This is a genomic window from Streptomyces lydicamycinicus, assembly GCF_000829715.2.
GTDB classification, from domain to species: domain Bacteria; phylum Actinomycetota; class Actinomycetes; order Streptomycetales; family Streptomycetaceae; genus Streptomyces; species Streptomyces lydicamycinicus.
In genome coordinates, this window is record NZ_BBNO01000011.1 from 144,312 (window position 1) to 168,094 (window position 23,783).

At 72.1% G+C, this 23,783-nt stretch carries 19 protein-coding genes; 9 read left to right on the forward strand and 10 right to left on the reverse strand.

The annotated features are described in order from the left end of the window. Positions 1-13: 13 nt before the first annotated feature. Complete coding sequence (locus tag TU31_RS33535) at positions 14-427, reverse strand: Rieske (2Fe-2S) protein (protein WP_042161733.1); 414 nt, start codon at positions 425-427, stop codon at positions 14-16. 222 nt (positions 428-649) lie between these two features. Here TU31_RS33535 and TU31_RS33540 point away from each other — a divergent pair, with 222 nt between their 5' ends. Both TU31_RS33540 and TU31_RS33545 read left to right on the forward strand, forming a co-directional pair. Continuing rightward, positions 650-1,708, forward strand: coding sequence for a LacI family DNA-binding transcriptional regulator (locus TU31_RS33540; protein ID WP_042161735.1), 1,059 nt, complete (start codon positions 650-652; stop codon positions 1,706-1,708). Next, on the forward strand, positions 1,705-2,712 hold the full coding sequence (locus tag TU31_RS33545) for a carbohydrate kinase family protein (RefSeq protein ID WP_042161737.1): 1,008 nt from the start codon (positions 1,705-1,707) through the stop codon (positions 2,710-2,712). The genes TU31_RS33540 and TU31_RS33545 overlap by 4 nt, the downstream gene beginning before the upstream one ends. 127 nt (positions 2,713-2,839) lie before the next feature. Here TU31_RS33545 and uvrA read toward each other — a convergent pair whose 3' ends face one another. Continuing rightward, the gene (gene uvrA, locus TU31_RS33550; RefSeq protein WP_042161740.1) at positions 2,840-5,794 is read right to left on the reverse strand and encodes an excinuclease ABC subunit UvrA; all 2,955 of its coding nucleotides are present in this window, start codon (positions 5,792-5,794) and stop codon (positions 2,840-2,842) included. A 364-nt stretch (positions 5,795-6,158) separates the two neighbouring features. On the opposite strand from uvrA, the gene TU31_RS40500 reads away from it, so the two are divergent. The 3 genes from TU31_RS40500 (at position 6,159) to TU31_RS33565 (ending at position 8,523) form a co-directional block, all read left to right on the forward strand. Continuing rightward, the gene (locus tag TU31_RS40500) at positions 6,159-6,986 is read left to right on the forward strand and encodes an aromatic-ring hydroxylase C-terminal domain-containing protein (RefSeq protein ID WP_181018726.1); all 828 of its coding nucleotides are present in this window, start codon (positions 6,159-6,161) and stop codon (positions 6,984-6,986) included. 127 nt (positions 6,987-7,113) lie between these two features. Next, positions 7,114-7,857 (forward strand): maleylpyruvate isomerase family mycothiol-dependent enzyme, encoded by a 744-nt coding sequence (locus TU31_RS33560; RefSeq protein ID WP_042161743.1) that lies wholly within the window; start codon positions 7,114-7,116, stop codon positions 7,855-7,857. 9 nt (positions 7,858-7,866) lie between these two features. Next, positions 7,867-8,523 (forward strand): MBL fold metallo-hydrolase, encoded by a 657-nt coding sequence (locus tag TU31_RS33565; RefSeq protein WP_042161745.1) that lies wholly within the window; start codon positions 7,867-7,869, stop codon positions 8,521-8,523. A gap of 111 nt (positions 8,524-8,634) precedes the next feature. Here TU31_RS33565 and TU31_RS33570 read toward each other — a convergent pair whose 3' ends face one another. The 4 genes from TU31_RS33570 to uvrB form a co-directional block, all read right to left on the reverse strand. Then, entirely contained in the window at positions 8,635-9,618 is a 984-nt protein-coding gene (locus tag TU31_RS33570; RefSeq protein ID WP_042161747.1) for a TerC family protein, read from the reverse strand. Positions 9,619-9,834: 216 nt separating this feature from the next. Next, positions 9,835-11,919 (reverse strand): TerD family protein, encoded by a 2,085-nt coding sequence (locus TU31_RS33575; RefSeq protein ID WP_042161750.1) that lies wholly within the window; start codon positions 11,917-11,919, stop codon positions 9,835-9,837. A gap of 100 nt (positions 11,920-12,019) precedes the next feature. Then, a complete protein-coding gene (locus tag TU31_RS33580) occupies positions 12,020-12,598 on the reverse strand; it encodes a TerD family protein (protein WP_042161752.1) in 579 nt (192 codons plus the stop codon). Between the two features lie 241 nt (positions 12,599-12,839). After that, a complete protein-coding gene (uvrB, locus tag TU31_RS33585; protein ID WP_042161754.1) occupies positions 12,840-14,972 on the reverse strand; it encodes an excinuclease ABC subunit UvrB in 2,133 nt (710 codons plus the stop codon). A gap of 719 nt (positions 14,973-15,691) precedes the next feature. Between uvrB and TU31_RS33590 the strand changes: the two genes are divergently transcribed. From TU31_RS33590 to TU31_RS33600, 3 genes are all read left to right on the forward strand, one after another. Beyond that, positions 15,692-16,579, forward strand: coding sequence for a glycerophosphodiester phosphodiesterase (locus TU31_RS33590; protein ID WP_042161756.1), 888 nt, complete (start codon positions 15,692-15,694; stop codon positions 16,577-16,579). Positions 16,580-16,664: 85 nt separating this feature from the next. Then, a complete protein-coding gene (locus tag TU31_RS33595) occupies positions 16,665-17,258 on the forward strand; it encodes a methylated-DNA--[protein]-cysteine S-methyltransferase (RefSeq protein ID WP_078886096.1) in 594 nt (197 codons plus the stop codon). A 52-nt stretch (positions 17,259-17,310) separates the two neighbouring features. After that, positions 17,311-17,853, forward strand: coding sequence for a DUF1697 domain-containing protein (locus tag TU31_RS33600; RefSeq protein ID WP_042161759.1), 543 nt, complete (start codon positions 17,311-17,313; stop codon positions 17,851-17,853). An 18-nt stretch (positions 17,854-17,871) separates the two neighbouring features. On the opposite strand, the gene TU31_RS33605 is transcribed toward TU31_RS33600, so the two are convergent. From TU31_RS33605 to TU31_RS33620, 4 genes are all read right to left on the reverse strand, one after another. Beyond that, positions 17,872-18,333 (reverse strand): type II toxin-antitoxin system PemK/MazF family toxin, encoded by a 462-nt coding sequence (locus TU31_RS33605; protein WP_042161761.1) that lies wholly within the window; start codon positions 18,331-18,333, stop codon positions 17,872-17,874. Positions 18,334-18,614: 281 nt separating this feature from the next. Continuing rightward, positions 18,615-19,253 (reverse strand): nucleoside/nucleotide kinase family protein, encoded by a 639-nt coding sequence (locus TU31_RS33610; RefSeq protein WP_042161839.1) that lies wholly within the window; start codon positions 19,251-19,253, stop codon positions 18,615-18,617. Between the two features lie 68 nt (positions 19,254-19,321). After that, positions 19,322-20,251 carry an IclR family transcriptional regulator domain-containing protein gene (locus TU31_RS33615; protein WP_042161763.1) on the reverse strand — a complete coding sequence of 310 codons (930 nt, stop codon included), beginning with the start codon at positions 20,249-20,251 and terminating at the stop codon, positions 19,322-19,324. Between the two features lie 144 nt (positions 20,252-20,395). After that, a complete protein-coding gene (locus TU31_RS33620) occupies positions 20,396-21,340 on the reverse strand; it encodes a quinone oxidoreductase family protein (protein WP_042161765.1) in 945 nt (314 codons plus the stop codon). Between the two features lie 738 nt (positions 21,341-22,078). On the opposite strand from TU31_RS33620, the gene TU31_RS33625 reads away from it, so the two are divergent. Continuing rightward, complete coding sequence (locus TU31_RS33625) at positions 22,079-23,695, forward strand: FAD-dependent monooxygenase (protein WP_042161767.1); 1,617 nt, start codon at positions 22,079-22,081, stop codon at positions 23,693-23,695. The last annotated feature ends 88 nt before the right edge of the window (positions 23,696-23,783 follow it).

A 23,783-nucleotide genomic window follows, 5' to 3' on the forward strand; every position in this document is an offset into this window, starting at 1 on the left:
GCGGGCCGGCGCCTCAGCCCGCGATCAGCTTGCCGCCCTTGGCCTTGACCGGGATCTCGGGCAGCGGCTCGGTTGCCGGGCCCTGGATGACCTTGCCGGTGGTGACGTCGAAGCGGCTGCCGTGGCAGGGGCAGCTGCCTTCCTTCTTCTCGACGTCGGACAGGATGCAGCCGGCGTGCGTGCACTTGGCGCTGAAGCACTTGTACGTGCCCTTGGCGGGCTGCGACACGACGAGCCGGTCCTCGCGGTAGAGCTTGGCACCGCCGACCGGCACCTCGGCGGCGGCCCCGAGGTCGACCGGCTCGTCGGGCACCGCCGAGGCGTTCGCGCCCGAGTCACCCGGCGAGCAGGCCGCCAGCCCGAAGCCGGCGGCCCCGGCGAGCGCGGCCCCCCGCAGCACGGTTCGGCGGTCGGGGGACTGGCTCATGGCTGCTCCAGAGGTCAGGGGGTCAGAGGCGGCGGCTCCCGACGATACCGGCACAGATCGTTCCGCTTCCGCCCGGGCCGGGCGCCGGGTCGACCCCGGGGCGTAAACGCTTACGCAAGCGTTTACGTTTGGGGCCGGCGCTCGTAGTGTGGGGGCTTCGCGGGACAGGTCCGGGAAGTCCGGGGCGCCGCCGTGGTGCCGCACACGCGGGAGGAAGAGCGGATGACGACGATGGTGGATGTGGCACGGCGGGCCGGGGTCTCGGTCGCCACGGTCTCGCATGTGCTGAACGGGACCCGGCCGGTGCGCCCCACCACCCGCGCCGCGGTGCTCGGCGCCATCGACGAGCTCGGCTACACCCACAACACCCTGGCCCGCTCCCTGGTCACCTCCCGCACCCGCTCGATCGGCCTCGCGGTCTCCGCGATCAGCAACCCGTACTTCACCGAGATCCTCCAGGGCGTCGAGGCCGGTGCCCTGGCGGCCGGCTACAGCCTGCTGATCGCCGATCCGCACGACGACCCCCGGCATGAGCGCACGGTCGTCCAGCTGCTGCACGAGCGACGGGTGGACGGTGTGATCGTCGCGCCGTCCGCGGAGCCCGCGGAGATGGTGGAGTATCTGGCCCGGCGCGCGGTGCCGGCGGTCTTCCTGGACCGGCTGGTCGGCGACGCGCACGACCAGGTGTGCGCCGAGAACACCGGCCCGGTGCGTCAACTGGTCGAGCATCTGGCCGACTTGGGGCACACCCGGATCGGTCTGGTGGCCGGCCTCCCGGGGCTGAGCACCACGACCGAGCGGGTCGAGGGCTACCGCGAGGGGCTGCGCGCCCGCGGTCTGCCCTTCGTGCCCGCGCTCCTCGCCGGCGGCAACTCCGAGGCAGCGGGCGCCCAGACCGCCACCCGGCAGCTGCTCGCCGCGGCGGAACCGCCCACCGCGCTGATCACCGCCAACAACGCGATGACCATCGGAGCACTGCGGGCGCTGCGCGAGCTGGGCCGGGAGGTGCCCCGCGACACCGCGCTGGCCTGCTTCGACGACTTCTCGTGGGCGGAGCTGTTCACGCCCCGGCTGACCGCGATCGCCCAGCCCAGCAGGGACATCGGGGCGGCGGCGGTCCGGCTGCTGCTGGAACGCCTGGCGGAGCCGGACCGGGCCCCGCGCACCCTCCGCCTCCCCTGCACCTTTGTGCACCGTACGTCGTGCGGCTGCGCCGAACCCGCCCCGGCCGCCCGCCCGGCCGCACCCCAGGCCGCCCAGGAAAGGAACCGCACCCCGTGATCGTCGTCGCCGGCGAGGCACTGATCGACCTCGTCCCCAGCCCGCAGACCTCTCTCCCGCCCTCCCCCGACGGGGGCTCCCCCACCCCGGGCGGCCCGTTGCCGGCGTTGCTGCCACGGCGTGGCGGCGGCCCGTACAACACCGCGGTCGCGCTGGGGCGGCTGGGCTCGCCCGCCGCGTTCTGTTCGCGGATCTCGACCGACGCGTTCGGCGAGGCGCTGCTGGCCGGGCTACGGGCCGGGGGCGTGGACACGTCGCTGGTGCAGCGCGGCAGTGAGCCGACCACCCTTGCCGTGGCGGACGTCAGCCCGGACGGGTCGGCCGGCTACGGCTTCTATGCCGACGGCACCGCCGACCGGCTCTTCGCCTTGCCGCCGACGCTGCCCGCCGCGGTCCGGGCGCTCTCCCTGGGCACCTGCTCGCTCGTCCTGGAGCCGGGCGCGAGTGCTTATGAGTCCCTGCTGCGCCGGGAGGCCGGGCGCGGGATCTTCACGGCGCTCGACCCCAATATCCGGCCCGGTCTGATCCCCGACCCGGACGCCTACCGGGCCCGCTTCCGCTCCTGGCTCCCCGACGTGGCCCTGCTGAAGCTCTCCGAGGAGGACGCGCTGTGGCTGGCGGGGGCCGGCGAGGCGCCGGGGGGTGCCGTGGGCGGGGGCCGGGACGCGGTCCTCACGGCGGCGAAGGAGTGGCTGGCCGCGGGGCCCGCGGCGATCGTTCTCACCCATGGCGGGGACGGGCTGACAGTGCTGACGCCGGGCGGGGGCGAGCTGACGGTGCCCGGCGAGCGGGTCACCGTCGTCGACACCATCGGCGCCGGCGACACGGTCAACGCCGCGCTGCTGCACCGGCTGGACGCCCACGACGCCCTCTCGCGCACCGCGGTCGCCGCGCTCGGCACCGAGGACTGGCACGACATCCTGCGCTTCGCCGCCCGCGCGGCCGCCGTCACCTGCTCGCGGGCGGGCGCGGAGCCGCCGTTCGCGGCGGAGGTGGCGGCTTAAGGAGCGGGGCGTACGGGCCGTTGGGCCTCCCGGCGCACCACCGGCCCCGGCCCGTCACCACGACGGGCCGCCACCGCCCCCGGCGTACGGAGAGCGGTGACGGCCCGGCGGGCACGGCCCATGGGCGTCAGGAGGACCGGCGGGCCCGTGCCGTGGTCTTCTTGGCCGCGGTCTTCTTCACCGCGGCCTTCTTGGCCACCGGCTTCTTGGCGGAGGCCTTCACCGGTGCGGCATCGCTGACGCGGTCACCGAGGATCTCCCGCAGGAACTTGCCGGTGTGGCTGGCCGGGATGGACGCGATGTCCTCCGGGGTGCCTTCGGCGACGACCAGGCCACCGCCGTTGCCGCCCTCGGGGCCCATGTCGATGACCCAGTCGGCGGTCTTGATCACATCGAGGTTGTGCTCGATGACGATCACCGTGTTGCCCTTGTCGACCAGGCCGGACAGCACATTGATCAGCTTGCTGATGTCGTCGAAATGCAGACCGGTGGTCGGCTCGTCGAGGACATAGACCGTGCTGCCCGTCGAGCGCTTCTGGAGCTCGCTGGCCAGCTTGACTCGCTGCGCCTCACCGCCGGAGAGCGTCGGCGCGGACTGTCCGAGCCGGACATAACCGAGGCCGACCTCGTTGAGCGTCTTGAGATGGCGGGCGATGGTCGGCACCGCCTCGAAGAAGCTCAGGGCCTCCTCGATGGGCATGTCCAGCACCTCGGCGATGGACTTGCCCTTGTAGTGGACCTCCAGCGTCTCGCGGTTGTAGCGCGCCCCGTGGCAGACCTCGCACGGCACATACACATCCGGCAGGAAGTTCATCTCGATCTTGATGGTGCCGTCGCCGGAGCAGTTCTCGCAGCGGCCGCCCTTGACGTTGAAGGAGAAGCGGCCCGGCAGATAGCCGCGGACCTTGGCCTCCATCGTCTCCGCGAAGAGCTTGCGGACATGATCGAAGACACCGGTGTAGGTGGCCGGGTTGGACCGGGGCGTGCGGCCGATCGGCGACTGGTCGACATGCACGACCTTGTCCACCAGATCGTCCCCGGCGACCCGGGTGTGCCGGCCCGGCACCGACTTGGCGCCGTTCAGCTCGCGCGCCAGGTGGGTGTAGAGGATGTCGTTGACCAGCGTCGACTTGCCGGAGCCGGAGACTCCGGTGACCGCGGAGAACACCCCGAGCGGGAAGGAGACGTCGATGTCGCGGAGGTTGTTCTCCTTCGCACCGTGCACCGTCAGCTGCCGCGCGGGGTCGGCGGGCCGCCGGATGTCCGGTGTCGCGATGGCCTTCTTGCCGCACAGATACTGACCGGTGACCGAGTCCTTGTTGGCCAGCAGCTCCTTCATCGGGCCGCTGTGCACGACCTTGCCGCCGTGCTCACCGGCGCCCGGGCCGATGTCCACGACCCAGTCGGCGACCTTGATGGTGTCCTCGTCGTGCTCCACCACGATCAGGGTGTTGCCCATGTCGCGCAGCCGCACCAGGGTCTCGATCAGCCGGTGGTTGTCGCGCTGGTGCAGACCGATCGAGGGCTCGTCGAGGACATAGAGCACACCCACCAGGCCGGAGCCGATCTGGGTGGCGAGGCGGATGCGCTGGGCCTCACCGCCGGAGAGGGTGCCGGCCGCGCGGTTCAGCGAGAGATAGTCCAGGCCGACGTCGACCAGGAACTTCAGCCGCTCGTTAACCTCCTTGAGGACCCGCTCGGCGATCTTCTTCTCGCGCGCGGTGAGCTTCATCTCCCGCAGGAAGTCGGCGCAGTCGCTGATCGACATGGCCGCGACATCGGCGATCGACTTCTGCTGGACCGTGACGGCGAGCACGATCGGCTTGAGCCGGGTGCCCTCACAGGTCGGGCAGGGCACCTCGCGCATATAGCCCTCGAAGCGCTCGCGGCTGCTGTCGCTCTCCGCCTCGGAGTGCCGCCGCTTGACGAACGGCACGGCGCCCTCGAAGGGGGTGGTGTAGGCCCGCTCGCGGCCGTACCGATTGCGGTAGCGCACCTCGATCTGGGTCTTGTGGCCCTGGAGCAGGGCCTTCTTGGCGCGGGCCGGCAGCCCGGCCCACGGGATGTCCGTACGGAAACCGAGGGCGTCCGCCAGCGCACCGACCAGGCGGCCGAAGTAGTCCTTGGTGTGCCCGTGCGACCAGGGGTGGATCGCGCCGTCGTCGAGGGAGCGGTCCTCGTCGGGGACGATCAGCTCGGGGTCGACCTCCATGCGCGTACCGATACCGGTGCAGTCCGGGCAGGCGCCGAAGGGCGAGTTGAAGGAGAAGGAGCGCGGCTCCAGCTCCTCGAAGGAGAGGTCGTCGTAGGCGCAGTACAGATGCTCCGAGTACATCCGCTCGCGCTGCGGGTCGTCCGGGTCCAGGTCGACGAAGTCGAGGATGACCATGCCCCCGGAGAGCCCGAGGGCCGTCTCGACGGAGTCGGTCAGCCGCCGCTTGGCGGTCTCCTTGACCGTGAGGCGGTCGACGACCACCTCGATGGTGTGCTTCTCCTGCTTCTTCAGCTTCGGCGGCTCGGCGAGATGGATCGTCTCCCCGTCCACCCGCGCCCGGCTGTAGCCCTTGGTCTGGAGGTCGGAGAAGAGATCGACGAACTCGCCCTTGCGCTCGCGCACCAGCGGGGAGAGCACCTGGAAGCGGCTGCCCTCGGGAAGCTCCAGCACCTTGTCGACGATGGCCTGCGGCGACTGCCGGGCGATCGGCCGTCCGCACTCGGGACAGTGCGGCTTGCCGACCCGGGCGAAGAGCAGGCGGAGGTAGTCGTAGACCTCGGTGATCGTGCCGACCGTCGAGCGCGGGTTGCGCGAGGTCGACTTCTGGTCGATCGACACCGCGGGGGACAGGCCCTCGATGAAGTCCACATCGGGCTTGTCCATCTGCCCGAGGAACTGCCGGGCATAGGAGGAGAGCGACTCGACATAGCGCCGCTGCCCCTCGGCGAAGATCGTGTCGAAGGCGAGCGAGGACTTGCCCGACCCGGAGAGCCCCGTGAAGACGATGAGGGAGTCGCGGGGGAGGTCGAGCGAGACGTTCTTGAGATTGTGCTCGCGAGCGCCACGGACGATGAGACGGTCGGCCACGCCGGTCGGCACCTTTCTTGAGGGGGGCGGGGGCCGCGGCTCTGCGTCCGCCGCTCGGAGTGAGCAGGGGCGGCGGAGCGAGCGGAGCCCCGCCCCAGGGTAGGGGGCCCGCCGCGGCACTGTCTTTGGGATGCCACACCCGAGCTTATAGCACGCGCATTCGATTTACCGGACTCGCAAGTCCTCTTCACCCGAACGTGTGGCGGCCGCACAATCTTCCCGCCCCGCCGCAGGCCCGTACGCTGCGGAAACGCCCCCGTCAAGCGAAGCCGGGCAGCGCCCGCTCCAGCGCATCGAACGTGCGCCGCAGCACCTTAATGCTCGCACCCCTCCCCCACCCCGGCCGGCCGGCGGATGCAGCTCCGTGAGCAGGGCGAGCACCAGCCGGCGCAGCGCGGCGAGGGGCGACTCCTCCGTGCCGCGCTCCCCGAAGCCGGTCTCCCGCTGCCGGCCCCCCGGCCGCTCACCGTCCGCCGCCCGCTCACCGCCGCGCCGCTCCTCATCCACCATGGGCGGCGGCCCGGTGGGGCTGACGCTCGCCTGCGAACTCGCACTGGCAGAGATATCGGTCGTCGTCCTGGAGCGGCTGGCCGAAGTGGACACGACGATCAAGGCGGGAGCGATCAACTCCCCCATTTCGGAGGCGTTTTACCGGCGCGGGATGCTGGCCGGCCTGGTGGAGGCACAGCGCGCGGCCCTGGAGAAGCCTGCGCGCGTGGGTCCTGGAGTGGACCCGGGCCAAGTGGCCCTGATGCGGCCGGAGCCGCACGCACCGGCGCTGCGCGGGGTGCTCGCGGAACTGACCGGGACCGTCACCGCCTTCTTCACCAAGAAGATCTCCGGTGTCGGGCAGCGTTACGACCTGCCCGGCGACCATCCGCTGACCGGCCGCAGCGCACCGGACCTGGAACTCTCCGACGGCACCCGGCTCGCCGTCCATCTGCACGACGGGCGCGGGCTGTTGCTCGATCTCGCCGATGTCGCCGGGGTCCGCGCATGCGCCGCGGGGTACGGCGACCGGGTGCGGGTGCGCACCACGTGCTGCCTCGGGCGACCCGGCCCGGCCGGACTGCTGGTGCGGCCGGACGGCTGCACCGCCCGGGCTGCGGACTCCGGCGACCAGGACACCCGGGACGAGCTGGCCGCGGCGCTCCGGAGCTGGTGCGGCACGCCGGACGGCGCGGCGGCCTGACCGGCGCGGCGGGTGGCGCGGACCGGCCGGCCCGGGCGGCTGATACGCGCCGCCCGCCCCGCCCGCGTACGCCCCGCCCGGCATCGGCCGACTCCCGCATCCGCCCCGACGGCGCTAGCGTCGCACCATGACCCTCACCCCGCCTGACTTCCCGCACGATGTGGCAGCCGTCCGCGAGGCCACCGACCGGCTCCTGGTCTCGGTGAGCAAGCTCGACGACGCGGCGATCGGCGAACCGTCGCTGCTCCCCGGCTGGACCCGCGGCCATGTCCTCGCCCATCTGGCGCGCAACGCGGACGCGCTGGGCAACCTCCTCACCTGGGCGCGTACGGACGTGCGGACACCGATGTACGCCAGTGCCGAGGCGCGCGAGCGCGATATCGAGCAGGGCGCGGACCGTCCGCTGGCGGCGCAGCTGGAGGATCTCCGGGAGAGCGCCGCACGGTTCGACGCGGCGATGGAGGCGCTTCCGGAGGCCCGCCGGGCGTTCGAGGTCGAGATGCGCAACGGCGTCGTCGAGCGGGCCGACCGGCTGCCGCTGCGCCGGCTGGCCGAGCTCGAACTGCACCATGTCGACCTCGGCGTCGGCCACACCGTCGATCAGCTGTCGCCCGCGTTCATCGACCGTGAGCTGGACTTTCTGTCCGCGATCAAATTCGCGGGGCACCCGGACCTGCCCCCGCTGGAGCTGTGCGCCGCCGACGGCCGCCGGTGGCGCACCGGCCGCACGGCCACCGGACCGGACGCCGCGGCCGCACCCCTGGTGGTGACCGGCTCCGCGGCCGACCTGGTCGGCTGGCTCACCGGCCGCGGTGACGGCGCCGAACTGGACAGCCACGGCTGCGTACTGCCTGCTGTACCGCCGCTCTAGAGTGGTGACATGGGTTACAGCGGAGCAGTGAAAGTCGGCGGACCGGCCGACGTGCACGAGCTGACCGACCTGATGATTTCCAAGGTCGCGGTCGGTCCGATGAACAACAACGCCTATGTGCTGCGGTGCCGGGCGACCGATGAGCAGCTGCTGATCGACGCGGCCGCCGATCCGCACACCCTCCTCTCGCTGATCGGCGACAGCGGTATCGCCTCCGTGGTCACCACTCACCGGCACGGTGACCACTGGGGCGCGCTGAGCGAGATCGTCGATGCGACGGGCGCGCGGACCTACGCGGGGCGGTACGACGCCGAGGGCATCCCGGTCCCCACGGACGTGCCGGTCGAGGACGGCGACACCCTCACCGTCGGCCGGGTCGAACTGACCGCGCGTCACCTGGTCGGTCACACCCCGGGCAGCATCGCGCTGGTCTACGACGACCCGCACGGCGCCCCGCATCTGTTCACCGGGGACTGCCTGTTCCCCGGCGGCGTCGGCAACACCTTCGGCAGCGCCGAGAACTTCGCCCGCCTCATCGACGACGTGGAACACAAGCTCTTCGGCGAACTGCCCGACGAGACCTGGGTGTATCCGGGCCACGGCAACGACACCACGCTCGGCGCCGAGCGTCCGCAGCTCGCGGAGTGGCGCAAGCGCGGCTGGTAGCACGCCGGACGGCAGCCCCGTCCCCCTGCACAGCAGCGGCGCCCGGCCCCCGCCCCTGGAGGGAGCGGGAACCGGGCGCCGTCGACGCTCTTCGGGGGCCTGGGGCCGGCCTCAGGCGTCTATGTGTTCCTTGGCCGTGGCCTCGGCGGCGGCCTGCTTCTTCGAGGCGCGCAGGCTGGTGATGGTCGTGACGATCAGGACCGCGCAGATGACGCCCAGCGAGACCGGAATGCTGATCTCCGGGACCGGCACGCCGGACTCGTGGAGGGCGTGCAGCACCAGCTTCACGCCGATGAAGCCCAGGATGACCGACAGGCCGTACGAGAGGTGGACCAGCTTCTTGAGCAGTCCGCCGATCAGGAAGTACAGCTGCCGCAGACCCATCAGGGCGAAGGCGTTGGCGGTGAAGACGATGTACGGGTCCTGGGTGAGGCCGAAGATCGCCGGGATGGAGTCCAGGGCGAAGAGGACGTCGGTGGTACCGATCGCCAGCATGACGATCAGCATCGGCGTCATCAGCCGCTTGCCGTTCTCGACGATGAACAGCTTGGTGCCGTGGTACTTGTCGGTCGACGGGAAGCGCTTCTCGACCATCTTCAGGAAGCGGTTCTCCTCGAACTCCTCGTCCTGCTCCTCGGCCCGCGCCTCCTTGATGAGCTTCCACGCGGTCCAGATGAGGAACGCTCCGAAGAGGTAGAAGATCCAGGAGAAGTTGGCGATGATCGCGGCGCCCGCGCCGATGAAGCCGGCCCGCAGCACCAGCGCGATCAGCACACCCACCATCAGCACCCGCTGCTGGTAGATCGCCGGGACCGCGAACTTCGCCATGATCAGCACGAAGACGAAGAGGTTGTCGACGCTCAGGGACTTCTCGGTGATGAATCCGGCGAAGAACTCACCGGCCGGTGCGGTGCCGCCGAACAGCAGCAGCCCGACGCCGAACAGCGCGGCGAGGGCGATCCAGACACCGGTCCAGATTCCGGCCTCCTTGAGGGAGACCTCGTGTGGTTTGCGGCCGCCGATGAAGAAGTCGGCGGCGATCAGGGCGCAGAGACCGAGGATGGTCAGCACCCACAGGTTCAGGGAAACGTCCACTGCTCCTCCGGCAGAGTCGTACGGCACTCACAGCGTCGTCGCTGCCGGAGGTCTCTTCCGCCCCGTCCGCCCGAAGGGGGACGGGACCGACGCCCCGGGATCTCGTCACACTCGCAATCCGTGATGACGGGTACGTCGTGGTGGGAATACTCCCCTCCGCACCAAGAAGCGTAAAGGAAGACCAAGGAATAGTAAAGAAAAAGGTAAAATGGCTGGTCAGGAGGCCCGACGAGTCTCGGCGAGTCGGCCCAGCACCTGACGCACCACCTGACTGCCCGGCGGGGCGAGCGGCGGCTCGTAGGTCCAGGCATGACCGACCCAGGGGTCGGCGAGATGCGCATCGGGCACCGGAGTGAGGCGCAGCAGGGAGCGCCACAGCGGATCCAGGACCGGGCCGTACTCCCGGCTCTGGGCGCGGTCGGCGACCAGCATCAGATGCACCCCGACCGCCGGCCCCTCGTCGGCCAGATAGCGGAGCCGGGTGAGGGCACGGTCATCGAAGCCGTGCGGGAAGTCATGCACGATCAGCAACTGCTCGGCGGTGTCGAGATCCGCCGGCAGCGCGTCCGCGGCGCGATGGCGCACGGCCATCTGGACGAGTTCCACCCGCCGGGTCAGCCCCTCCAGGACCGCCGCCACGCCCTTGGCGCCGGGCAGGGGGTAGGCGGGCAGGGCACCGCTCTCCACCAGCGGCGCCAGCGCGGGCGCGGCGGCTCCGGCCGGGTCGATGACCTGGACCGCGAAGTCACCGGCGGGGTGGATGGCGAGCAGCCGGGCGGCGATCGCGACGGCCGACTCCATGGCCAGGCGGCGCAGCTCGGTCTCGTCGGGCGCCCCGTCCGTGAGCGCGCCGGGCAGCTCCCGCCGTCCGATGTCACGGTCGGGGCCGGGACGGCCATAGCTGTCGGGGCCGCTGTCGATCCACAGGCCGCGCTCCAGCGGCAGCCGCACCAGCATGGGGATGCGCAGGTCCAGGACTTCCGGGAGGTGCAGATCCCCCAGGCGCAGCGCCATCGGGCGCTCCACCGGGACGTGGTAGCCCTGCCATACGGGGTTGTCCCAACGGGCGAAGGCGGGCGGCAGCGCGGGCTCCACGACCTCCGACTCGGCCGTCAGCTGCGCGAGGTCGCGGTCGAGGGCGGCGCGGGCCTGGGTGACAAGGGTGGCGTGCTGGTCGCGGGCGGTGGCGCGCGCGGCGTCGCCCGCCGTGCCGAGGCGGGCGCGCGGGTCGGCGAGGGCCCGGTCGAGCTCCTGCTCCAGGCGGGTCTCGGCGAAGTCGGCGGCGCTGCGGTAGGCGGCGACCGAGCGCGCCAGGTCCTCGAACATGCCCCAGACCTGGTTGTAGAGCCGCTCGTCCATGCTCCAGCCGGCGGCGTCACCGGCCACCGGCAGCGGGGAGCCGTCCGGTGCGGTGGGGCCCGTGGCCGAAGGGGGCGGGCCGGCCGGCCGCGGGGAAGACGGGGTGGGGGCGGCCGGGGTGGGGGTGCTGCGGCGGGGGTGCCGGTAGTCGATGGGGCCACCGGCCGCCGGGGTGGGCGGCAGATCTCCGGCCTTGGCGCCGGCGGCGGACTTCGCGCCGACGCCGGTCCCGGGGCCTGCTGTGGCTCCGGTCCCGGATGCGGCTCCGGCGCCGGTTGCGGAAGGTGTCGGGCCGTCAGCTGCCGTGGCGGGCGCGGGGGACGGCCGGTCCTGGGCGGGCGCGGCGGACGGGCCGGCCGTCATGGGGGCGGGCGCGGGGACCGCACGGGCCCGCCCTTGACCGACCGCCTCCTCGATCTCCGCGGCCAGCTCCGCCGCCTGGGGCAGCCCCTGGTCCCGCAGCATCGCCGGGAGGCCGTCGGCGTAGCCCTGGCCGACGGCGCGCACCTTCCAGGCGTCCTGCCTGCGGTAGAGCTCCACGGCGACGACCGCTGACTCGGCGCCCAGGCCGGTGATCGTGTAGCGGACGATGCCGGTGCCGTCGAGGCCGGTGACCGTGACGGCGGGCGCGGCGGCGGCACCGAAGGCGGTCAGCCCGCCGATCCCGCTGGGCAGCGCCAGCAGCACGCTCACCCGGTGGACGGCGGCGGGCAGCGCGTCGAGATCCACCGCGATGCGGTGCTCGGCGGCCGCCTGGCGGGGAACCTCGATGCCGGTGCGGCGGGGCGCGCCCGGGTGGGCCACCGCCTCGACGCCGGAGAGCCTGCCCTGCTCGTCGCCGAGGGTCACCCCGGCCACGACGGGACCGCCCGCCGCCACCCGGATCTCCACCCGCGTCCGGTCCAGTGGATGGTTCTGCCCCCGGACCAGCTCGGCCGTCATCGTTGTTCCCCCTGGTAGTGATGGCGTTCCCCGGGCCGGACGCCGGGCTCTGGCCCGGTGCGGCGGCGCGGCCCGGTGCGCGCTGCCACAACGGTGGTGACTACAGGTGCGGCACGATCGCCGGCACGAGGTCCTGGAAGGTGCGGCCGACGCAGGGCTCACCGATGGCGGTCATCTGCCAGCCGCTGCCCGTGCGGTGCACCTTGGACATGACCTGTGCGGTGTAGTCGCCGCCACCCGTGAGGGTGTAACGGGCCAGCTCCTGGCCGTTGGTCTCGTCCACCAGACGGCAGAAGGCGTCCTGTACCTCGGCGAAGGTCTGGCCGGTGAAGGAGTTGACGGTGAAGACGATCTGGTCGATGTGCACCGGCACCCGCGCCAGGTCGACCAGGATCGCCTCGTCGTCGCCGCCCTGACCCGCGCCGCCGACCAGGTTGTCGCCGGTGTGCCGGACCGCACCGTCATCGCTGACCAGGTGCTGGAAGAAGACGACGTCTATCGGCTTCTTGCCGGCGAACAGCACCGCCGAGGCATCCAGGTCGATCTCGCTGGTCCGCCGCCCGAACAGGCCACGGCGCGGCGCCGAGCGCCACCCCAGCCCCATCCGCACCGCGGTCAGGGCTCCTCCATCGGACTTCTCCAGGCTGATGCCCTGCCCCTTGGACAAATTGACCGACACGCGCCGTCCCCTCTCTCGTACTGTCCCCGCCCAGCTTTCCGGCGGCCCTTCGACCCTACGCACGGCGGCGGGCCGGGCACGCACAAGGCCCGCGTTTTGTGGCGCTTCTGCAACACAGCGGTCCGCTGAGCACACCGCGCTCACGTGCGGCGATACCCGCCCCGGACCGGTGCGGCCCGCCCCCCGGGACGGCCCGGCCGCGTACCGCCCCCGGCTCCCCCTCAGCGCACGCCGGCCCCCTCTACTTCACCCCGGCCTCCCTCATTTGCCGCAGCTCCTTCTTCAGTTCACCCACCTCGTCGCGCAGCCGGGCGGCGACCTCGAACTGGAGCTCCGCCGCGGCGGCGCGCATCCGCTCCGTCATCTCCTCGATGAGCGCGGCGAGTTCGGCGGCGGGACGGTCCGTCAGCTCCGCGCCCGCCTTGCCGCCCTTGCCCTTCGCGCCCTTGGCACCGAGCGCCGGTACTGGTGCCTTGCCCTTGGCGTCCTTGCCCTCGGAGGCCTTGCGGTAGCCCGTGCCCAGCAGTTCCTGGGTGTCGATCTCCTCGCGGGCGAGGGTGGCGACGATGTCGCCGATCTTCTTACGGAGCGGCTGCGGGTCGATGCCGTTCTCCTTGTTGTACGCCAGCTGCTTCTCGCGGCGGCGGTTGGTCTCCTCGATGGCCTTCGCCATCGCCGGGGTGACCTTGTCGGCGTACATGTGCACCTGTCCGGAGACGTTGCGCGCCGCGCGTCCGATGGTCTGGATGAGCGCCGAACCGGAGCGCAGGAAGCCCTCCTTGTCGGCGTCCAGAATGGCCACCAGGGAGACCTCGGGAAGGTCGAGGCCCTCCCGCAGCAGGTTGATGCCCACCAGGACGTCGTACTCACCCGATCGCAGCTCCCGCAGCAGCTCCACCCGGCGCAGGGTGTCCACGTCGCTGTGCAGATAGCGGACCTGGATGCCGAGCTCGAGGAAGTAGTCCGTGAGGTCCTCGGCCATCTTCTTGGTGAGGGTGGTGACCAGGACGCGCTCGTCCTTGTCCGTGCGCGTACGGATCTCGTGCACCAGGTCGTCGATCTGCCCGTCGGTGGGCTTGACCACCACCTCCGGGTCGACCAGGCCGGTCGGGCGGATGATCTGCTCCACGAAGCCGTCGCCCCGGGCGAGCTCGTACGAGCCCGGGGTCGCGGACAGATAGACGGTCTGGCCGATGCGCTCCAGGAACTCTTCCCACTTCAGCGGCCGGTTGTCCAGGGCGGACGGCAGCCGGAAGCCGTGCTCCACCAGGGTCCGCTTGCGTGAAGCGTCGCCCTCGTACATGGCACCGATCTGCGGGACGGTGACATGCGACTCGTCGATGACCAGGAGGAAGTCGTCCGGGAAGTAGTCGATGAGGGTGTTGGGCGCGGAGCCGGGGTCACGGCCGTCCATGTGCATCGAGTAGTTCTCGATGCCCGAGCAGGAGCCGATCTGCCGCATCATCTCGATGTCGTACGTGGTGCGCATCCGCAGCCGCTGGGCCTCCAGATGCTTGCCCTGCTTCTCCATCGTGGCGAGGCTGTCCGCCAGCTCGGCCTCGATCCCCGCGATGGCCTTCTCCATCCGCTCGGGGCCGGCGATGTAGTGGCTGGCCGGGAAGATGTACAGCTCCCGGTCGTCGCTGATCACCTCGCCGGTGAGCGGGTGCAGGGTGGACAGCGCCTCGATCTCGTCGCCGAACATCTCGATCCGCACGGCCAGCTCTTCGTAGACCGGGAAGATCTCGATGGTGTCGCCGCGCACCCGGAAGGTGCCACGGGTGAAGGCCACGTCGTTGCGGGTGTACTGGATGTCGACGAAGCGGCGCAGCAGCTGGTCGCGGTCGATCTCGTCGCCGACCTTCAGCGGCACCATCCGGTCGACGTACTCCTGCGGGGTGCCCAGGCCGTAGATGCAGGACACCGAGGCGACCACGACGACGTCACGCCGGGTGAGCAGCGAGTTCGTCGCGGAGTGGCGCAGCCGTTCGACCTCCTCGTTGATGGAGGAGTCCTTCTCGATGTACGTATCGGACTGCGGGACGTACGCCTCGGGCTGGTAGTAGTCGTAGTAGGAGACGAAGTACTCGACGGCGTTATTGGGCAGCAGCTCGCGGAATTCGTTGGCGAGCTGGGCCGCGAGGGTCTTGTTGGGCGCCATCACGAGCGTCGGGCGTTGCAGCTTCTCGATCATCCACGCGGTGGTCGCCGACTTGCCGGTGCCGGTCGCACCCAGCAGGACGACATCCTTTTCACCCCCGCGGATGCGCCGCTCCAGCTCGGCGATGGCCGCCGGCTGGTCGCCATTGGGCTGGTAGGGGCTGACGACCTCGAAGGGCGCCACCGTGCGTTCGATCTTTGATACGGGCCGCATGGGATCCACCGTACGACCCAGCACTGACAACCGACGGAGCCAATGCTCCGACCTGCGGCTTTACCGCGGGGACGGCCGGTGCCCGCGGCGGGCGCCGGGCGTTCGGCGGCGGGCGTCGGGGGGCGGCGGCCCGGCGAGGCGACGGGATGCGGTGGCGGGCGCGGGGCGGCGGGCGGCGCAGCGCGGCGGGGCGGCGGGGAGCTGATGCGGCGGCGCGGGGGCGGTGGCGGGCTGACGCGGCGGCGCGGGGCGGTGAGGTGGCGGTGCCCGGCGAACCGGGAAGCGCCGCGGGATGAGGGCGCACGGGACGCCGCGCGGGACGTGGCACCTGCGTCCCCGGGGCTCCCCTTGTTCCCGGCCGGCGGCACGTCCGTGAGCGCGTCGCGCCCGCGCCCGGAACCCGCCGCGCCGGTCCGTCCAGCGAGCTGTTCGACCAAAACCGGTCAGAAGCACGAGGGGTGACGCATCATCGGCCAAGATGCGCGGATGCCGCGCCTCCGGCAAGTTGGACGGCGGCGGAGCGTACGTCTGTGGCAGGGCTGATCCGGGCATCCTGCAACTGCGCGACGCTCCAGAACGGAACACCGGCCACGTCTCGTTCAGGTCCCGGACACCACACGACCGCCTCCCGCTACGGCCCGGCTGCGAGCCTCTGTCCGTCCGACCCGGTTCACGTCACTTCACGTCAGCTCACGTCCACGACGTCACGAGGAGCCCGTATGCGTATTCGCCCCGTCGCCACCGTTGTCGCCGGTGCGCTCATGGGTCTGTCCACGCTCGTCCTCTCCCCGACCGCCGCCCAGGCCGCGCCGGCCGGACACACACCGCTGACGGTCGCCCACCGCGGCGCCTCGTCGTACGCGCCCGAGAACACCCTCGCCGCGATCGACGCGGCCGACCGGCTCGGAATCGAGTGGGTCGAGAACGACGTACAGCGCACCAAGGACGGCGAGCTGGTCATCCTCCATGACAACTCGCTCGCCCGGACGACGAACGTCGAGCAGGTCTTCCCCGGGCGCTCGCCCTGGAACGTCTCGGACTTCACCCTCGACGAGATCGAGAAGCTGGACGCGGGCAGCTGGTTCGGGCCGAAGTTCCGGGGGGAGCGGGTGCCGACCCTGGAGGACTACATGGACGAGGTCGAGCACAACGACCAGAGCCTCCTGATGGAGCTCAAGTCGCCGGAGCTCTACCCGGGCATCGAGCTCCAGACCCTCACGGAGCTGCGCCGCGCGGGCTGGCTGGACAAGGCGCACGTGAAGCACCGTCTGATCATCCAGAGCTTCAACGCCGACGCCATCAAGACCGTGCACACCCTCCGGTCGGACATCAAGACGGGCTTCCTCGGCAATCCCTCCGTCGCCGACCTTCCGAAGTTCGCGAAGTACTGCGACCAGATCAACCCCGTCCACACGGCGGTCACCCGGGAGTACGTCGCCGCCGTGCACGGTCTGCGCGGCCCGCACCGCCGGACGCTGGACCTGTACACCTGGACCGTCGACGACCCGGCGGTCGCGGTGAAGGCCGCCGGTCTGGGCGTCGACGGGATCATCACCAACAAGCCCGACGTGGTACGGGACGCCCTGGAGAAGCACGACGACGACTGAGCGATCGCCGGCGACGGGGGCGGGCGGCGACGGGTGCCGGTCCGTTCCCCGTCGCGTTGTCAGTGGTGCGTCCTACCCTGATCAGGTGACGTATGCAGAGCAGGATTCCGGGCCGTCGACACCGCCGGAGGCGGCACCGGACGCGGCGGCGCGGCGTGACTGGGCCTGGCGACGGCTGAGCACCCCCATCGGCCCGCTGCTGCTCGCCGCGACCCGGGAGGGCCTGGTCCAGGTCGTCTTCCATGCCGACGAGCGGACGACCCGCGGTGCGCTGGCCCGTCTGGAGCAGTTCTTCGGCGGGCCGCCCCTCGCGGAGATACCTCATCTGACGACGGCCACCGACGAGCTGTCCGCCTACTTCGCCGGGGAGCTGCGGTCCTTCACCGTCCCCCTGGACTGGTCGCTGTCCTCCGGCTTCAACGCCCGGGTCCTGCACGCCCTGGCCGACGGCGTCCCCTATGGCAGCGTCGTCGGCTATCAGGACCTCGCCGACCGGGTCGGGGAGCCGGGCGCCGCCCGTGCCGTGGGGGCGGCGATGGGTTCCAATCCGCTGCCGGTCGTCGTTCCCTGCCACCGGGTCGTGGCCAGTGACGGCGGGATCGGTGGCTTCGGCGGTGGCCTGGAGACCAAGCGCCTGCTGCTGGCCCTGGAAGGTGTGCTGCCCGCCCCGCTCTTCTGATCCCGACCGTCGTCCGGCCTCGCCGAGGCCGGCTCTCATGAAGGGCAGCGTCATGTCCCGTCAGATCGCTCTGCTCCGCGGTATCAACGTCGGCGGCCACAACTCCTTCCCCAAGGCGAAGCAGCTGGCGCTGGCCGAGTCGCTGGGCTACGAGGACGTCTCGGTCCTGCTCCAGACCGGCAATATCGTCTTCGCCGACCCCGGTACACCGCCGGAGGAGACGGCCCGGGTGATCCATGAGCGGATCGCCGCCGAGCTCGGCCTGACGGTGCCGGTGATCGTCCGGACCGGTGACGAGCTGGCCGCCGTCGTCGCCGCGAACCCGTTTCCGCAGGCCGTGCCGGAGCCCAAGAGCCTCCATGTCACGTTCCTGTCGGCGGTGCCGGCGGACACCTCCCGGCTCGACGCGCTCGACCCGGCCGCGTTCGCGCCCGATCAGTACCGGCTGATGGGGCGCGAACTGTATCTGTGGTGCCCCGGCGGCATCGGCCGCTCCAAGCTGGCCGACGCGGTGAGCCGCGCGCCGCTCGGGGTCACTGCCACCGCCCGTAACTGGAACACCGTCACCAAGCTGCTGGCCCTGGCGGCCGCCTGAGGCCCGCCACCGGCGCGGTCAGCGCCAGCCGTAGCGTTCGCGCAGCCGGTTGCCGACCAGGTTGAAGCGGCCCCGGTCCAGGGCGCAGGCCTCGCGCCGCATCCCGGCCGGGTGCACCCGCAGCACCCGGTCCACGGCGACCCATGAGTCGCGCCCCGCACGGTCCCACGGGCCGGCCCCTATCGGGACCCACTCCCGGTCGTTGTTGTGCCGCTTGCTGGACAGTTGCACGGCCAGCAGCGTACCGCCCGGCTCCCGGGCGACGACCAGCACCGGACGGTCCTTGCCCCGGCCGTCGTTCTCCTCGTAGGGCACCCAGGTCCACACGATCTCGCCGGGGTCCGGGTCGCCGTCCGGGTCCGGCGCATAGGTCATCGTCACGGTGCCGACCGAGCGCGGCCGGGCCTCCACGGTGGCGGTGGGGCCCTGGCTGCCGGGCAGCGCTTCGGGCTCGTCGGATGCAGGGAATGAAGTCGTCACAGGGCCACGCTAACCGCCGTCCCACAAGCGCCGGTCAGCGGTCCGTGCCCGGCGTCTGCACGGTCGATTGTCAGTGGTCGGCCGTACGGTTTTTCACAGCGGCGGACGGCCGTCGGGGCCGCCCGGGGAGGGGGAGAAATATGTCCGGGGCCGCGAGGTATCCGGAGCTTTCGCAAGAGGGCGGCGGCGCCCACGAGTTGATTCGGCATCTCGTCTGAGGGCGGGCGCCCGACGGGGACGAACGCGCGTGCCGGGACGGCCACTTCGGACGCGGCGGATGCTCACTCCCCTCCGCTCCAGGCCGGGCGGCGGGGATCGTCGGCCCGTACGACGACATCCGCCACCTCCTCTGGCCGGGTCCCGGCCTCGTAGCGCGCGAAGGCGGGCAGTGTCCAGCGCTCGTCCTCCGGGGTGCGGCGGGCGAGCGCGGCCGGCGACAGCTTCAGGTGGACGGAGAGATCAAAGGGAAACCAGTGACCGAGCAGCAGAGGACCGTGCAACAGCAGGACGCCGCCGGGCGGCAGCTCCACGTACGCGCTGCGGGTCGCCCGGTCCGCCACCGGATCCCACAGGTCCGGGAGCACCCGCCCGGTGCCGCCCGGCTCCAGCGGCTGGAAGATCTCGCGCCACAGCGCCTGCCGGTCGAACCACTCGTCGTGGTAGGCATCGGGGTCCTCCCGGCCGTACTCGAGCCGCAGCGAGGCGGGGCGCAGAAAGCCGAAGGTGCCGGCCTTGTGCACCGCCCGCCCCCGCAGCCGCAGCGCCTCGGCGAGCCGGGCGGCCAGCTCACCGGGCGAGGCGGCGGGAGCCCCGTCGACGGCCACCCGCAGCCAGGGGCTCCCGTCCTTCGCCGGCATCGCGACAAGCCGCTCGGCGAGCGCGTCGGTGAGCCGTTCCCAGGTGATCGCTTCGAGCCGCACCCCGCCATTCTGCACGGCCGCCCGGCGTGGTCCGGCTCATGAAGCGGCGGGCGGCCGGGGGCCGCGTGTCAGGCCTGGTCCGCGGCCGGGCGGGCCGCTCCGTAGCGGCTGAGTTCGGCCGCCGCCTCCTTCGTCGCCTCGATGACGCCCTCGGGGGCCACCGGCATCACGGACTTGAGCTTGAGGAGCAGGACCGCTCCCATGATGGAGCCGTCCCACATGATCGGCGCCGCGCAGGAGTTCCAGCCGGCCATGCACTCCTCGTACCCGAGCGCGTAGCCGAGGTCGCGCACCTCCGCGAGGGAGTCCAGCAGGGCGGCGTTGTCGCGGAAGACACCGGGGCCCGCCTGGTCGGGCACGGGCTCGGCCAGCACCCGCTGCTGGAGCACCTCCGGCAGGTAGGCGAGGATCGTCCGCCCGGAGGCGCCGGTGCGCAGGGAACGCGTCACGGACAGCACATCGCGGGGCGTCATGCCCAGCTCCGCGAGGTCGGAGTCGCCCACGGCCATGTCGACGCACTGCCGTTGGGCACCGGAGAACGGGGCCACCATGTAGAGGAACGCCAGCCCGCTGTCGGTGGCCGTCCGCAGTTCGCGGAGCACCGTCTGCGAGATCTCGCCGTCGATCCGGTGGTCGAGCGCGGTGAAGGCGAGCTGTGCGGCGGAGGTCCGCAGCCGGTAGAGGCCGCGGTCCACCCGCTCGAAGATGCGCTGGTAGATACCGGACTGAAGGATGCGGTAGACGACGGAGTCGTCCAGGCCGGTGAACTCGGCGATCTCACCGGGCCCATGGGCGGATCCGCCCAGCTCGGCGAAGGCCGTCTGCACGAGGAAGACCCGTTCGGCATGGCCGGATCCCGACGTCCGGGAGCCCGCGGACGACGCGCCCTTGGGCGCCTGGCGCGTCTTCTTGGAGTGGCCCGCGGTGCGCGGCGCCACGCCGGTGGCGGGCTCGGCGGCCGCGGCCGGCGAACCCGTGGCTGTGGTGCTGTGACCCATCGTGTGCTCTCTCCCCTGGCAGTGATCCGCGCCCGAAGGCGCGCGGCATGTGCGGTACGGGCCGCCCCCTTTGCCCGCTGCTCCCGGTGGACGGCCCCGTACGGTGCTCCCACCACACCGGTACCGGCCCCCGGGCCGCCCGTATTACCGGGTGACGTCGAGCGCCAGCTTCCCGGTCGGGGTACGGGCGGCCAACTCGTGGTGCGCCCGTGCCGCCTCTCCGAGCCCGTAGACGGCGCCGGTCAGCGGCTTGAGGGTGCCGTCGGCGACCGCGTCGAACAGGGCCCGCATCGACGTCGGCAGCGCCGTACGGTCCGCGTAGAGCTGGGGCAGCCAGAAGCCCGAGACGGTGAGGCTCCGCTCCATCAGCTCCCGGGTGGGCACGCTCGCCAGCTCGCCGCCCGCGAAGCCGTACACCGCGAGCCGGCCGCGCGGCGCGACGGCGGCGAGGGTCCGCTCGAAGGTGACGCCACCGGTCATCTCCAGCGCCGCCGCCACGGGACCGCCGGCCGCGTCCAGGATGCGCTCCGTCAGATCCTCGGCGGTCGAGTCGACCACCGCGTGGGCACCCAATTCCGCGGCCAGTTCGCGCTTTTCCGGGGAGCCGGCGAGACCGATGACCTTGGCGCCGGCGCGCGCGGCGAGCTGGACGGCCAGCGAACCGAGGCCGCCCGCCGCGGCGGGCACGACCACGGTCTCGCCCTCGGTGAGACGCAGCGAGGTGAACAGCAGATGCCAGGCGCTGTTGCCCTGGAGCGCCAGGGCGACGGCCTGTTCGTCGCTGATCGCGTCGGGGACGTCCCAGGTGACGCGACGGTGCAGCAGCGTCCGTTCCGCGTATCCGCCGCCGCGGCACAGCCCGACGACACGCCGTCCGCCGTCCACCGTCCCCACGACCTCGTTGCCGGGTACGTACGGCAGCTCGACGGGCGCGAGGTAGGAGTCCCCCCGGGCGTGCACATCCGCGTAATTGATGCCGGCCAGGGCGACGTCGACCAGCGAGTGGCCGCCGCGCGGCGCGGGCTCGGGCACGTCTTCGAGCCGCAGCACGTCCGGGCCGCCGAATTCTCGCATCACAATCGCGCGCACGACTCTCCCTCGGGTTCTCCTGTGCGGTGCCCGCACAGGGTAGGCACGGCGGCCAACTGCCCGCGGTCACCCGATCATTTCGCGCCAACCATGCGGGGCTCCGGGCTCCCCCACCCCTCTTCCCGCGAGAATTTCCCGCCCGCTTTCTCGCGTCGCGAGAAAACGTCACGGCGGTTTCCGCCCATTGCACCGTTTTGCTGCGCATCTACCCATCGGTATCCCGGGGGTGGCTGCCTCGTGTCTCTCGCTCAAACCCGGCTGTCGGATGTGATCGCCGCCGCCTACGATCCCGAAATGTGTCCGCCGTCGACCACATGTGACGGCCGCGTCCCCCGGGGCGGAGCACGCTCCGCGAGGCAGTTGTGCCCGCCCACCGCCCCCGGTGATACGGGCGGGTGGCGGAGGAGGACGTGGCTGTGCGCAGGGCGGGGCGGGCACGGCCTGAGGGGGAATCATGATGGGGAAATCGGGGGGCGGCAGGCCGGCGTACGCGCCGGCCTGCCGGGACCCACAACGCGCACAGCCGCTTCCGCCGGCAGCGCTGCGCTTCCTGCGGACCGCCTCCGCATCCTTGCCGTCCTTGGTGGCGGCATCCTTCACGGCTTCCTTCGCGGCCGCCTCCGACGCCGTCATCGCCGCCGCCCGCCGACGTTCCCGACCGTATGCGGCACCGCCCTTTCTGGACGTGTCCCGCTCCCGCCGGGGAACGGCGCGCCGCTGCCGAGAAAGGGACTGCCCATGAACGCGTCGAGCAGCAACGGGTTCGAGTTCACTCACCCCTACCTCGCCGTGGTGCTCGGCGGCGGCTTCACCGGCATGCTCGCCGCCGCGGCCCTGTCCGGCCACGCCGATGTCATCGTCGTCGAGCGGGAGCGGCTGCCGCGGACCCCCGCCCACCCCACGGACCTCCCGCAGGCCCGGCACGCGCAGTTGTTGACGGCGGACGGTGTCCGGCTGATCGACGCCGTGCTGCCCGGCAGTGCCGCGCGCTGGCCGGCGGAGGGCGCCCGCCGGATGCCGTTACCGGCGGAGTTCGCCGGCCGCTCCCCGAAGGGCCGGCCGGGCCGCCGCACGCGCTCGCGGTATCTCCTCGCCTGCTCCCGCGATCTGCTCGACCGGGTCATCCGCCGGCAGGTGCCGGCCCTCCCGGGGGTGACCGTCCTCGACGGAACCGAAGCGGCCGAACTGACCGGTACCGCCGAACACATCACCGGGGTGCGCGTCCGGGACACCACCAGCGGCGCCGGCTACCTCCTGGACGCCGACCTCGTCGTTGACGCCACGGGCCGGCACTCCGCCACCCGGGAGTGGCTGACCGCGCTGGGGTTGCCGGCCGCTCACGAGGACGTGGTGGACTCCGGGATCGTCTCGGCGACCCGGATCTTCCGCGCCACCGGGGACGCGGAGAACTGCCCGGTGCTCACCGCTCGTTCGGCGCTCACCGGCCCTGGCGCACGGCCCCGCCGTCCGTTTCCCGGGAGGACGGCGACGCTGGTTCCGATCGAAGGCGGACGCTGGCTGGTCACGCTCACCGGCACCGGGGACGACCGGCCCTCCGAACACGCGGGCCGCTTCGTGCCGTTCGCCCGCCGCACGGGCCACCCCGCCATCGCCGACCTCATCGCCGACGCCGAGCCGCTGAGCGAGGTACGGCTCACCCGCGACACCTCGGACCGCCGGCGGCGCTATGAGCAACTGCCGTCCTGGCCGACGGGGTTCATCGCCCTCGGCGGCGCCGTCGTCTCGCTCGCCCACGACTGCGGTCAGGGCCTCTCCCTCGCCGCCCACGGTGCCGCCGCGCTGCGCGGGGCACTGCGACGGCACGGCATGGACGAGCCGTCGCTCGCCCGGAAGATGCAGCGGACCATCGGACGGCTCGCCCAGGAACCGTGGTCCGTGGCCACCGGCGAACTGCGCCCCTCCCCCACGACCGGCCGGGCCGTCCGCCGCGCCTACCTCGATGTCCTCGCGCCGCCCGCCCCCACGGCCCCGCTGCTGCGCCCCACCGCCGCACTCGGCCTGCTCCGGGGGCCGGCCCGGACCCGGCTCGCGGCCGACAGCGCACCGGCCCGGCAGACGTCACCCGAGCCGGTCCCGGCACCTCTCACCACAGCGCCCGGAAGCCCGTCCGCCGCCGGTCCGCACCCTCCGGCGGCCGGTGCCGCCCCGGCCCTCTCGGCGCGGCCCGCCACCGCGCTCTCGGCCGTGCCGCCCGCTCAGGGACAGCCCCCGGCCCCGCCCCTCCCTCCCGGCTCCCCACCCGCCTCCAGACGCCTCCCCCGCCCGCTCAGCTTCGGGCCGACGGCGCTGCGCCGGATCAACTGGGCGACCCGACGGAAACCGGCTGACGGGTAAGGGCTGACGGCTGACGGCTGACGGCTGACGGAATGACCGTGGGCGCCTTCCTTCCGGTGGCCGCCGTCGCTCCTTGACGGCACGTACG

Bases quoted from the DNA above. Each gene is read 5' to 3' on its own strand.
- TU31_RS33615 (WP_042161763.1), bottom strand. From the start codon at position 20,251: ATGGGTCACAGCACCACAGCCACGGGTTCGCCGGCCGCGGCCGCCGAG.
- TU31_RS33560 (WP_042161743.1), top strand. From the start codon at position 7,114: ATGACCCTCACCCCGCCTGACTTCCCGCACGATGTGGCAGCCGTCCGC.
- TU31_RS33575 (WP_042161750.1), bottom strand. From the start codon at position 11,919: ATGACGGCCGAGCTGGTCCGGGGGCAGAACCATCCACTGGACCGGACG.
- TU31_RS33540 (WP_042161735.1), top strand. From the start codon at position 650: ATGACGACGATGGTGGATGTGGCACGGCGGGCCGGGGTCTCGGTCGCC.
- uvrB (WP_042161754.1), bottom strand. From the start codon at position 14,972: ATGCGGCCCGTATCAAAGATCGAACGCACGGTGGCGCCCTTCGAGGTC.
- TU31_RS33535 (WP_042161733.1), bottom strand. From the start codon at position 427: ATGAGCCAGTCCCCCGACCGCCGAACCGTGCTGCGGGGGGCCGCGCTC.
- TU31_RS33625 (WP_042161767.1), top strand. From the start codon at position 22,079: ATGAACGCGTCGAGCAGCAACGGGTTCGAGTTCACTCACCCCTACCTC.
- TU31_RS33565 (WP_042161745.1), top strand. From the start codon at position 7,867: ATGGGTTACAGCGGAGCAGTGAAAGTCGGCGGACCGGCCGACGTGCAC.
- TU31_RS33590 (WP_042161756.1), top strand. From the start codon at position 15,692: ATGCGTATTCGCCCCGTCGCCACCGTTGTCGCCGGTGCGCTCATGGGT.
- TU31_RS33600 (WP_042161759.1), top strand. From the start codon at position 17,311: ATGTCCCGTCAGATCGCTCTGCTCCGCGGTATCAACGTCGGCGGCCAC.